At 38.1% G+C, this 10659-nt stretch carries 13 protein-coding genes; 3 read left to right on the top strand and 10 right to left on the bottom strand.

The window, feature by feature from the left end; translation table 11 throughout:
* Positions 1-145: 145 nt before the first annotated feature.
* Positions 146-685: a biotin transporter BioY gene (locus UMU13_RS09605; RefSeq protein ID WP_328218701.1), complete on the bottom strand. Its 540-nt coding sequence runs from the start codon at positions 683-685 to the stop codon at positions 146-148.
* Positions 675-1568: a patatin-like phospholipase family protein gene (locus UMU13_RS09600; RefSeq protein WP_328218700.1), complete on the bottom strand. Its 894-nt coding sequence runs from the start codon at positions 1566-1568 to the stop codon at positions 675-677. The genes UMU13_RS09605 and UMU13_RS09600 overlap by 11 nt, the downstream gene beginning before the upstream one ends.
* Positions 1569-1783: 215 nt before the next feature.
* Between UMU13_RS09600 and UMU13_RS09595 the strand changes: the two genes are divergently transcribed.
* Positions 1784-2428: an endonuclease V gene (locus tag UMU13_RS09595; RefSeq protein WP_328218698.1), complete on the top strand. Its 645-nt coding sequence runs from the start codon at positions 1784-1786 to the stop codon at positions 2426-2428.
* Between the two features lie 515 nt (positions 2429-2943).
* Positions 2944-3369 (top strand): FKBP-type peptidyl-prolyl cis-trans isomerase, encoded by a 426-nt coding sequence (locus UMU13_RS09590; RefSeq protein ID WP_273266319.1) that lies wholly within the window; start codon positions 2944-2946, stop codon positions 3367-3369.
* A gap of 30 nt (positions 3370-3399) precedes the next feature.
* Here the strand turns inward: UMU13_RS09590 and UMU13_RS09585 are convergent, their stop codons facing one another.
* From UMU13_RS09585 to murJ, 3 genes are read right to left on the bottom strand one after another with little or no spacing between them, the layout of a single operon-like run.
* Entirely contained in the window at positions 3400-4020 is a 621-nt protein-coding gene (locus tag UMU13_RS09585) for an MBL fold metallo-hydrolase (protein ID WP_328218696.1), read from the bottom strand.
* 22 nt (positions 4021-4042) lie between these two features.
* Positions 4043-4489 carry a D-aminoacyl-tRNA deacylase gene (dtd, locus tag UMU13_RS09580; RefSeq protein WP_328218694.1) on the bottom strand — a complete coding sequence of 149 codons (447 nt, stop codon included), beginning with the start codon at positions 4487-4489 and terminating at the stop codon, positions 4043-4045.
* Complete coding sequence (murJ, locus tag UMU13_RS09575; RefSeq protein ID WP_328218693.1) at positions 4486-5964, bottom strand: murein biosynthesis integral membrane protein MurJ; 1479 nt, start codon at positions 5962-5964, stop codon at positions 4486-4488. Before murJ ends, dtd begins: the two co-directional genes overlap by 4 nt.
* 114 nt (positions 5965-6078) lie before the next feature.
* Between murJ and UMU13_RS09570 the strand changes: the two genes are divergently transcribed.
* Positions 6079-6360 carry an integration host factor subunit beta gene (locus UMU13_RS09570; protein ID WP_328218691.1) on the top strand — a complete coding sequence of 94 codons (282 nt, stop codon included), beginning with the start codon at positions 6079-6081 and terminating at the stop codon, positions 6358-6360.
* Between the two features lie 84 nt (positions 6361-6444).
* Here the strand turns inward: UMU13_RS09570 and UMU13_RS09565 are convergent, their stop codons facing one another.
* Genes UMU13_RS09565 through UMU13_RS09545 form a run of 5 tightly spaced genes read right to left on the bottom strand, consistent with a single transcriptional unit; the run spans position 6445 to position 10657 of the window.
* The gene (locus UMU13_RS09565; RefSeq protein ID WP_328218689.1) at positions 6445-6636 is read right to left on the bottom strand and encodes an FmdB family zinc ribbon protein; all 192 of its coding nucleotides are present in this window, start codon (positions 6634-6636) and stop codon (positions 6445-6447) included.
* An 18-nt stretch (positions 6637-6654) separates the two neighbouring features.
* On the bottom strand, positions 6655-6972 hold the full coding sequence (gene trxA, locus UMU13_RS09560; RefSeq protein ID WP_013886052.1) for a thioredoxin: 318 nt from the start codon (positions 6970-6972) through the stop codon (positions 6655-6657).
* 50 nt (positions 6973-7022) lie between these two features.
* Positions 7023-7868: a TIGR02757 family protein gene (locus UMU13_RS09555; protein ID WP_328218688.1), complete on the bottom strand. Its 846-nt coding sequence runs from the start codon at positions 7866-7868 to the stop codon at positions 7023-7025.
* A complete protein-coding gene (locus UMU13_RS09550; protein ID WP_328218686.1) occupies positions 7834-8247 on the bottom strand; it encodes a Fur family transcriptional regulator in 414 nt (137 codons plus the stop codon). Before UMU13_RS09550 ends, UMU13_RS09555 begins: the two co-directional genes overlap by 35 nt.
* Positions 8240-10657 (bottom strand): TIGR03960 family B12-binding radical SAM protein, encoded by a 2418-nt coding sequence (locus tag UMU13_RS09545; RefSeq protein ID WP_328218685.1) that lies wholly within the window; start codon positions 10655-10657, stop codon positions 8240-8242. Before UMU13_RS09545 ends, UMU13_RS09550 begins: the two co-directional genes overlap by 8 nt.
* Positions 10658-10659: the final 2 nt, after the last annotated feature.

The following is a 10659-nucleotide window of genomic DNA, read 5'->3' as shown; positions in this document are numbered from 1 at the left end:
TAACTCAAAAAGGACTCATTCAGCTATTGAATACAATACTCCGAGAGAGAAACTGGAACTATATTATAAAGAAATGGAGCAATGTGCTTAACTTTTTGTGTAGAAAAAGGTGGAAAGTCCAATTTCACTCCCTCACTAACTAACCTCACTTTATTATCTTCCTCACCTTCCCGGCAATAAAAGCTGCAACAACCAGTTTCACCAAATCCAGCCATATTGGTATAAAAAAACCAATTTTTAATGCTGTCATCATTGACATTGGCTTGTCCTGAATATAGTTGATATTTATAAAAAGATAGCAAACCCCAAGAAAATAAATTATAATAAGGCCCAGTAAACCGCCGCTGATAAAACCTTTGATATTTTCTGCCTTGTCAGATATATAGCCTATTACTACAGAAGAAACCACAAAACCCACCAGATAGCCGAAAGTGGGGTTAAGCACATATGCTATCCCTCCGCCGTGGGCGAAGATTGGCAGCCCGATAAGTCCGAGCAGCAAATATAAAAACATGCCGATAAAAGACACAGAAACCCCGAATACCATGGGCACAAGCATAACAACCAAGGGTTGAAAAGTTATTGGAACAGTGGGAAGAGGAATCTTCATAAATGCACTCACTGCCATGAGTGCTACAATCATTCCGGCATAGGCAACTCTTTTTTCCCTGGATTCAATTTTCATAAATATACTCCTTTATCATTCTTTTACCTTCCTCATAGCCGATATCAATAATCTCTGCTGCACTTGTAAAATCCGTCAGCTTGAATTTATTTAACTGAGGCCTAATAATTTGGCAATCACTGTTTGCTTTTAATTTACTCTCAAAAACAGAATTCTGCATGATTGCCACGGTCTGGATAAGTGTTTCAAATATATTGGGATAAACCACTTCTTCATCATCACCGTTCCTGGATAAAATATCTTTTATTATATTGTTGAGAGAAAAAGAGAATTTCTCCTTTTTCTTTTCATCTCTTTTTTTTGTTCCGTTTTTTATCTTTGTCACAAATTTCTCTTTTTCCACAAAAGGCCCGACATCCACAGCAAATTTTATATCGCATTCCCCAGGCAAAAGATCAACAGGAACAGGATTTCTGATCCCGCCGTCTATCAAAAAATGATCTTCATAATACTGAGGGACAAAAATGCCCGGAAACGAAATACTTGCTCTGATAGCTTTGATCAGACTGCCGGAATTAAAAACCACTTCACGGCCTGTGAGCACATCTGTGGCAACGCATGAAAACTTCACCTCGAGCATTGAAATATCTATATCCCCTGTGAATTCGTATATAAATTTTTCAATCTTTTTCCCATCCACAATACCGTTTCTGGATATTTTTATATCGAAGAATTCTGTAAATATTTTCCAGTCAAGGTTCCTGATTTTTTTATCCAGAGTAGCCATATCATATCCGGCCGCATAGGCACCCCCTATAAGTGCCCCCATACTGCTTCCGCTTATTGCGTAAGGAACGATTTCTTCCTCCTCAAAAGCTTTAAGCAGTCCGATATGTGAAAGGCCCCTTGCTGCTCCGCTCCCCAGACTTAAACCTATTTTCATTTTACCACCTCAATACATTATGAGAGTTTTGAATAAGTGACCGGGACTTTCTTCTCCCCCCATATTAGGGGGAGATGCAGAGGGGGTACATTTTGTTTTCAAACAGAGTCACCTTACACCTGCGGGGCTGAAGCCCTGCTTCCAAAATTATCCAAAACTCTCGAATAATCATTTTTACTTTCTTTTTGCAAAGAATAAAACTATAGATTTACTATATGTACTCACATTTAAGAAAACTGCAAATAAAATTAGCAGAAAAAGTAAAAATTTGTCCACTGGAAAATACAAAACCAAAACTTGTAGCTGGAATTGATGTTTCATTTGAGCGGAAGACGGGAATGGGATTTTGCTGCATAGCAGTTTTAAACAGTGACATGCATCTCATTCAGAAAGCATTTCATACCCAAAAGATCAAACTGCCATATATCCCCGGCCTGCTTTCCTTCAGGGAACTTCCAATCATTTACAAAACAATGCAGAAGCTCAGTTATGAGCCTGATATTTATATACTGGATTCACAGGGCATAGCTCATCCGCGTTTTCTGGGGCTTGCTTCCCATTTCGGTGTTGTTTTCAACAAAGTTTCTATTGGCTGCGCCAAGAACAGACTTGTAGGGGAATATCAAGAACCCGGCTTGATTAAAGGCAGCTTCAGCATCATGCATTACAAACATAAAGAAGTAGGTGCCGTAGTCAGAACTAAAAACAATGTAAACCCTGTCTTCATATCCCCGGGTAATTTGATTGACACTCAGGACAGTATAAATATAATTTTGAAATGTGCCCGGGGTTACAGAATACCGGAACCCACCAGAATTGCTCATATTTTATCCAACCGTCTCAGGAAAGAAAGCGTATAAAGGCTGATAATTCAGAATTATTATTTCAAAAGCTTAGAAATCACAATTTAAGAACTTTGAATAATTTGTTTTCCATGTTTTAGGAAGTGGGTAGCACCAGCCGGAGGCTGGTAAATATATTGTGTATCACAAATTGATTGACTTCGTCTAACACCAGACTTTTAGACTGGTAAATATGTTGTCAAACATTCAATTTAGCTATTTACATAGCTGCTAATCGGTCTTCGACCGATGCTAGTGGGATACATTACTTTAGTCCCGCAGGCCTGTGAATACTGAATTTCAAAAGAACGCTTGCCCGGCTAAAGCCGCGCTTCCTGAGTTATTCAAAGGTCTTAATTCAACATTTTAATTTTAAATTCGCTATTGATTTTTATAAATCAGGTGTTAGTTTAGTGACCAACGCCCTGAAAAGGGTGTATAATTTAGCTGTGTTCACATTAATCCTGTCTTTGATAAAGGTTTTTATCAATTGTGGGAACGTTCGAAACAGCAATCAAATAAAGAGGTGTAAGATGGAAGCAGGAAACAATTCAAAAGTTACCTTTCATTACACGGTAACTATCGAAGACGGAACAGTGGTTGATTCAACCAAAGAGGAAGAACCTCTTACTGTGCAGCTTGGAGAGAAACAGCTTCTGCCGGATTTGGAGAAAGAGCTGGTGGGAATGAAAGAAGGTGAAGAAAAATCTGTTGAGCTGACTCCTGAGCAGGCTTTCGGCGAAATTCAGGAAGATGCCATAACAGATATTCCAAGACAAAATATTAACCTTGACGAAAATATTCAGGAAGGCATGTATATTGACCTTACTGACGAAAACGAGCAGAATTTCAGAGGACTTGTTAAAGAGCTTAACGATGATAATGTGAAAATTGACTTTAATCATCCATTAGCAGGAAGAAAACTGACATTTAACGTTGAAGTTGTAGAAGTCAACTAAATTAAAAGGGGTGCTTTCAGCACCCTTTTTTTATTTAAGAAACATATTATTTTCTCTTTCTTTTCTGATGTTTGTTTTTTCACCGTGTCCCGGATATACTGTTACATCGTCTCCCAAAGAAAACAATTTATTTTTAATAGAGCTAATAAGCATATCCATATCCCCGTAAGGAAAATCGGTACGACCGATGGAAAGCTCAAAAAGCGTATCTCCTGAAAATACTGCTTTCTCCCTATCAAAATAATAACAAACACCGCCTGGAGAATGCCCCGGGGTATGTATAACTTTGAAGGACAACCCGTCAAAATCAAACAAATCCCCATCTTTAACATATTCATCAATTTCAGGGCTTTCCACCCCCATAACACCGAAGAAAGCACCGTGGCTAGCACTTTCTTTCACCAGAAAAACGTCCGACTCATGAATATAAAATTTAATTCCAAATTCCTCTTTTAACCTCTTTACAGCACCTATATGATCAAAGTGGCCGTGGGTGTTGAAAATACACAGAGGCATAAGTCCCGAATTTTTGATATAATTTATTATTTTATCGGGCTCATCACCCGGATCAATTATTATACAATTTTGTGAATCGTGAATTATATAGCAGTTCACCATTAAAGGCCCAACCTGTATAACATTAATATCCATAAACCCCCTCCGCAGCAACAGTTTATTTATGATTCAATAATATTGTAACCGGTCCGTCATTAACAAGGGAAATTTTCATATAGGCACCGAATTCCCCTGTTTTTACCTTTCCACTGCCCATAATTTTTTTGCACTCATTTACAAATTTTTCATAATACATCTTCGCACTTTCCGGCTCCATTGCATTTGAAAAATCCGGCCGCTTCCCTTTCTTACAGGAAGCAGAAAGAGTAAACTGACTTATAACCATAATCTCTCCGCCAATATCCTGAACAGAGTTACTCATTTTGCCGTTATCATCTTCAAAAATTCTCAGTCCGCAAGCTTTATCAGCCAGCCATGAGCAGGAATTTTCTCCATCTGATTTTTCCACTCCAATAAAAATCAGCAGTCCTCTGCCTATATTCCTTTCCTCTTCTGCATTGATATTAACCGCTGCACTGTCAACACGCTGGACACAACAAATCATTTCAACACCTGCCGGATAGACACTCGAAACATATAAAGACTGAGAAAATACACGCAAACACTCAATCCGATGATAATTAAAACATGGATGCCCGCATTCTTCAAGGATAAAAGGAAAATCAGCATGAGAAGACTTGATGTGAAAATTTTCAGAACAGTTCTTTTGTATTTTTTTATACTGAAAGTATAATATTTAATACCTGTATAGAGCAAAACTGCATTAATACCCGCGCTGATACTGGATGCCAAAGCTATACCGGAGTGCCCCATAAAATTTATAAATATCAGAATAAAAGCTATATTGGCAAGAAAACTTACAAAAGCAAATTTAACAGGAGTAAGCGTGTCTTTAACAGAGTGGTAAACCCTTGTGAACAAATTTACAAAAGAATAGCAGATAAGTCCAATCGTATACATTCGCAAAGCAGATGCCGTGGCAAATGTATCTTTTGACGAAAAGATTTTGTACTCGAAAATAAGACTGCAAATTTCATTTGAAAGGAAAAACATTCCCAGCGATGCAGGTACAATAACCATAATTATAGCCAGCACAGATTTGTCTATAAGTTTATTAACATTGTTAAGGTCATTTCTGCTGTAGGAATTGCTGATTTCCGAAAGTGAAACGGTACTGAACGCTATCGAAAAAACACCGAGTGGAAACTGAAAAAGCCTGCTTGCATAGTACAGATATGAAATACTGCCCGTTGAAAGAAAAGAGGCAATTATTCTTCCAATGGTAAAATTAAGCTGATTTATGCCAACACCGCCTATTGACGGAATTATCAACTTGAAAGTTTTCTTCACCATTTTGTCTATGCGGTTTTTTCGGTTTATACGAAAACCTTTGATGAGAGAGTAAATGAGTATATAAATCAGCTGTAAAACTCCCCCGATCAATGCACCCCATGCCAGATAAGTCACGCTGCCGCCGAAATACCCTCCCAGAAAAGCCGATACAATCATAGAAACATTCAAAACTGCAGTTGAGGATAACGGAATATAATAACTGCCTATCACATGCAGATACCCGGAAAGCAGCCCGCATATACTCACGATGACAAGATAAGGCATCACAATCCTGAGCATATGTGATGCAGCAGCAATTACTTCAGGATCATTCAGATAACCGGGTATAAACAGCAGAACTGCATAATCGGAAAATATTATAAAAACTGCGGTAATACTCAAAGTAAAAAACGTAAGCACCAATATAAGATCGGTTAAATATTTGTATGCATTATCAGGGCTTCTATGCATCTTATCACTCATTATCGGAACAAAAGCAGAAGAAAGAGCCCCCTCTGCAAACAGAGCACGAAAGAGGTTCGGTATAGCATAAGCCATAAAAAAAGCATCCGTAAATTTTGATGAACCGAAAAAAGCGGCAATTGCAACATCCCGAACCAAGCCGAGAATCCTGCTAGTAAGCACGCCGGAACTTGATTTCACAAGTTTGGATAAAAAGTTATTCATAATATTCCTAAATCCGTTAAATTAACTTTACTATTAAAAGATAGTAAGTTATAATATTTTTGAGTTTAAAAGTAAAAATATTTTTATGTTTTAAGAATCTACAGGGAGGTTTTTATGACCAAATCTCAACTTATCGAAAAAATTGTTGCCGAGAACCCCAATCTGACAAAAAAGAATATTGAGTACATTGTTAACAATGTATTCAGCAACATAAAGGATGCCTTGGGCAACGGTGATAAAGTCGAAATAAGAGGATTCGGCAGCTTTAAAGTCAGGGACAAAAAATCAAAAATCGGAAGAAACCCCAAAACCGGAGAACAGGTTAAAGTTCCGCCGAAGAAAGTTCCATATTTTAAGCCTGGTAAAGAAATTAAAGAAACATTGCTTAAATCATAATAAACCCCCGCTTTATGTTACGGGGGTTTATTAAACGTTTACTATTAAATTAACCCGCCAGCCTGGCAGATAATTTTCTTAAGCTCAGGTAAATCCCGAACCTGCGCCACAGGATGAGCCGCTTGAAGAATTTTCGGAAGAGGATGAAAAAGCTGAAATCTTCTTTTTCACATCAGTAGCCCCGCATTCCGGGCACTTTATCTCTTCTGAAAGTTTAAATACAAGCTTGCTGAATTCCTGTCCACAACCTTGGCATTTATACTCAAAAATCGGCATCCGTCGTACCTCTTTTACTTACAGATGTTTTTGCAGGGCATCAACATAGACGCCTTTTGGTTGCACGCCTATAAACTGCTCAACAACTTTGCCGTCTTTGAATATCATAACCGTGGGTATACTCATAATGCCATACTGTGCAGCAAGCTGCTGATTTTCATCAACATTGACCTTGCCTACTTTTGCCTTCCCTTCAAATTCGGCAGAAACCTGATCAAGTGTAGGAGCCAGCATTTTACAAGGTCCGCACCATACAGCCCAGAAATCCACTACAACAGGAATATCGCTTTCCAATACTTCCTTTTGAAAATTCTCTTCAGTGAATACTAACGACATTGCAACCTCCTTTTTTTGTGAAAACTAATATATAGTTTTATGAATATTTGTCAATTAAAAAGGCACCCATTTTTCAAGCCGCACACTTCACAGCTGACAGATCTCTTAAATTTACACGAGTTCAACATACCAAGTCTGGTAATGGCAAAATCATATTTAACCGGATCACGCTTATCTATAGTTTTGAAGTAATCCGTTATTAAACGGGCATTTCGGTGGCTGTTAGCCTCAGAAGAAATAATACCAAAATTTTTTGCAAATCTTAATATATGTGTGTCAGGGGGGTAAAGCAGTTCTCCTGTTTTGTAAGCCCCCCAAAGACCAAAATCCACATCATCTTTGCGAACCATCCACCTTAAAAACATTCTTAATCTTTTCAAGCCTGATTTGCCGTATTTGGGAAAAAGGAAAAAATATCCTCTCCCGGCATTATTCTCGGCGCCGAACCCTCTGGCATAATCAAGAAATCCTTCCAGGGCCTTCTCAAGACTATCTGATAAATTTACGAAAAAATTCTGAACGCTGCCGTATTGCAAATAAATTCTTTTTATCAGTGTAACCAACAGCCGGATATCCTCGGCCGTTTGAAAGCGATAGTATAGCTTTGCCTCAGAATTATCAGTCTCAAAAGGGTCATTTCCGTACCTGTAAAAAAACTTTTTCAGAAAATCCTGAATGGCGTTAACTCTCCCGTAAGCAAAAAGAGAAGAAACAAGACTTATGTATTCCTTATTTCCGTCAATTCTGGAGGGAAAAATAATGGGATCTGTACCTATAAATTCAGCACGCGTATATTGAGAGTATATATGCTCCCAAAATATTCTTTCAGAGGGACGTGATACAGAAGGCAAGTCTAATGAATTAATTGGCTTCAGTACTGCATTCCCGGCAGACACCGAACAAATTAAGTTCGTAACCTTCGATTTCATCCTGCAGAGAGGTGGATCCCATATCAAGGCTCACATCAAAAACATCTTTAACACTGCCGCATTTTCTGCAATAGAAATGACCGTGAGATGACATATCCGGATCGTATCTGCTGCATTGCGGATCAACAGTCACCTGCTTGACAACACCGGCCTTTACAAGAGTATCCAGCGTATTATAAACGGTGGCAAAAGAAAAACTTTTATCGTTTTTCCTCAGCTGGTCAAAAATTTCCATCGCTGAAGGGTGAGAAGTGTTCCCCTCAAGAGCTTCCACTATCCACTCCCGCGGTTTTGTAACTTTGTACCCAGACTTCTTAAGCATATCAAGAGCTTCTTCTTTATGCATTTTGCAGCTCCTCAGTAAAAAAAATATTTTGCCTAACAACTGTTACTTTGGAATCAATATAATTAATTTGCCTGAAAAATTCAAGGAAATTAAAACTTCCTCTATCGTTTATCTTAACATAAATCATACAATTTTCATCATCTTTTTTAACAAAATACTCTTTAAGGTCAATTATTTTTTCTCTGCCGCGTTTAGTAATCTTTTTATAGAGTGCTTTATTTTCATAAAAAGCCCCGATAAGCTGCATATAAGCTTCAAAATTCAGAGAATAAGCTGCAATCATTTCATCGCTCATTTTATTCTCAAACTGCCGGATACCCTTCATCCTGAATCCGGAAGGTAACTTTTTGTTAAGCTGGTTTAACAACAAATTTTTGTCTTTAACATAAGCCTTTATAATAAGCTTTTCATTATAACCTTCCATACCCACTGAGAGAGGATAAATATAACTTATCCGGGGTTGAGGATTGTACCCCTGCGAATAAGACATATCAACATCACACATTTTAAATACATGTGCGAATGCCCTGCACGTTTCAATAGCTGAAAATAGAACAGCGGAATCTTTCTTCTCAAAATCAATAATATAACTAAAATATTTTTGATCAATATCAGACACACTGTTAAACTCATTTACATTAAAAGATTTTTTGCCCGGTGATGCAAATTCATTCCTGAGAAAATCGAAATCACAAACGCCGCACCCTACACAGATACTTGTACTGCCTACTCTGCAATCTTTTGTCATTACTTCCTTTTTCGACTTTTCAAATTCTGAAACGAGGAATTCCTTCTTAACTCCTATATCTATAAAATCCCACGGAAGTTCATCTTCGGTTTGCAGAATTTTCATTGAATATTGCTCAGGAGCAGAATCGTAATTTTTAAAAGCATTCAGCCATTTATTATAGTCAAAATGCTCACTCCATCCGTCGAACATAGCCCCTGACTTTACAGCATCCAACAGTATATTACCAATGGACTCATCACCTTTGGAGATAGCAGCTTCCATAACACTCTGTTGAATATCGTGAAAACTAAACTTTATCTTCATCTTTCTGAATTCCGATTTTAAAATGTTCTGTTTATAAGTCAATTCTTCAATACTGTTTTGGGGCCACCACTGGAAAGGAGTAAACGGTTTCGGAACAAAATTGGAAACCGACACACTAACATCAAAGCCGCCTTTGCCTTTAACATTCTCCTTTATTTTTTTAACGAGAGCGGCTATCCCCAAAACATCCTCTTCTGTTTCAAACGGCAGGCCTATCATAAAATACAGTTTAGCTGTTTTCCATCCGTTGTCAGCCGCTACTTTAACGGATGATATAATTTCATCCTCAGAAAGATTCTTGTTTATAATTCTTCTCATTCTTTCGCTTCCCGCTTCCGGTGCAATGGTAAATCCCGATTTTCTGACACGGGAAAGTTCCCTGAATATATAATCTTTGATTTTATCAGCTCTAAGGGAAGGAAGTGAAATGGAGGTGTGCGAATTTTTAACAATAGACGATAATCTCACCAGCAAATCCTCCAGACATGAATAATCTGCGGCGGATAAAGAAAGAAGTGAGGCCGTTTCATATCCTGTATTTTTAAGCTGATTGAGAATATTGTTCACAATATCATCAACATTTCTCTCTCTGACAGGTCTGTAAATCATGCCGGCCTGGCAGAATCTGCATCCCCTGCTGCACCCCCTGGATATTTCCGAAACAACCCTGTCCTGTACAGCCGGAATCAAAGGTACAACCGGAGCATTTACCGTAATATCATTTTTAAAATCTGTATAAACTTTTTTCACAACATGTTTTTCCGAATTCACAGAAGGGACATAAGTGAAATCATATGAATCAAAAAACTCAAGACGCTCTCTGCGTCCGGCAAATTTTTTCCCGGCGTATTCTTCACAAATATCTGTGAAAACATGGTCCATCTCGCCTATAAAAAATACATCTATAAATTTTTCCAAAGGCTTGGGGTTATAAACACAAGGGCCGCCGGCAACAATGACCGGAGAATCACTTCTGAGACTGCTCTCTGCCGGAATACCGGAATTAAGAAGTATGGACAAAATATTGGAATAAGATAATTCGTACTGGACACTGAAGCCTAAAATATCAAACTTCTGCAGAGGGGTTTTTGACTCAAGCGAAACAAAAATATCTCCGCCCATTTTATCAATTGCATCAGGCCAGGGCATAAAGAAACGCTCCGCATAAATCTGGGAAGATAGGTTTAGATTCTCATATAAAATCTTTATACCCAGATGTGACATCCCGACCTCGTAGTTGTCCGGGAAGGAAAGACACACCCTCAGCTTGTCAGAATACTCTTTTTTATAGGAATTTATTTCACTTCCCAAATATCTCGGAGGCTTAGACACCTGAAGAAAATCGTGGAAATTCATAA

This window comes from Flexistipes sp. (assembly GCF_036172515.1).
GTDB lineage: Bacteria > Chrysiogenota > Deferribacteres > Deferribacterales > Flexistipitaceae > Flexistipes.
This window is presented reverse-complemented; position numbering and strand designations above follow the sequence as displayed.

Coding starts and splice junctions, on each gene's coding strand:
- UMU13_RS09605 (WP_328218701.1), bottom strand. CDS start 685: ATGAAAATTGAATCCAGGGAAAAAAGAGTTGCCTATGCCGGAATGATT.
- UMU13_RS09600 (WP_328218700.1), bottom strand. CDS start 1,568: ATGAAAATAGGTTTAAGTCTGGGGAGCGGAGCAGCAAGGGGCCTTTCA.
- UMU13_RS09595 (WP_328218698.1), top strand. CDS start 1,784: ATGTACTCACATTTAAGAAAACTGCAAATAAAATTAGCAGAAAAAGTA.
- UMU13_RS09590 (WP_273266319.1), top strand. CDS start 2,944: ATGGAAGCAGGAAACAATTCAAAAGTTACCTTTCATTACACGGTAACT.
- UMU13_RS09585 (WP_328218696.1), bottom strand. CDS start 4,020: ATGGATATTAATGTTATACAGGTTGGGCCTTTAATGGTGAACTGCTAT.
- dtd (WP_328218694.1), bottom strand. CDS start 4,489: ATGATTTGTTGTGTCCAGCGTGTTGACAGTGCAGCGGTTAATATCAAT.
- murJ (WP_328218693.1), bottom strand. CDS start 5,964: ATGAATAACTTTTTATCCAAACTTGTGAAATCAAGTTCCGGCGTGCTT.
- UMU13_RS09570 (WP_328218691.1), top strand. CDS start 6,079: ATGACCAAATCTCAACTTATCGAAAAAATTGTTGCCGAGAACCCCAAT.
- UMU13_RS09565 (WP_328218689.1), bottom strand. CDS start 6,636: ATGCCGATTTTTGAGTATAAATGCCAAGGTTGTGGACAGGAATTCAGC.
- trxA (WP_013886052.1), bottom strand. CDS start 6,972: ATGTCGTTAGTATTCACTGAAGAGAATTTTCAAAAGGAAGTATTGGAA.
- UMU13_RS09550 (WP_328218686.1), bottom strand. CDS start 8,247: ATGCATAAAGAAGAAGCTCTTGATATGCTTAAGAAGTCTGGGTACAAA.
- UMU13_RS09545 (WP_328218685.1), bottom strand. CDS start 10,657: ATGAATTTCCACGATTTTCTTCAGGTGTCTAAGCCTCCGAGATATTTG.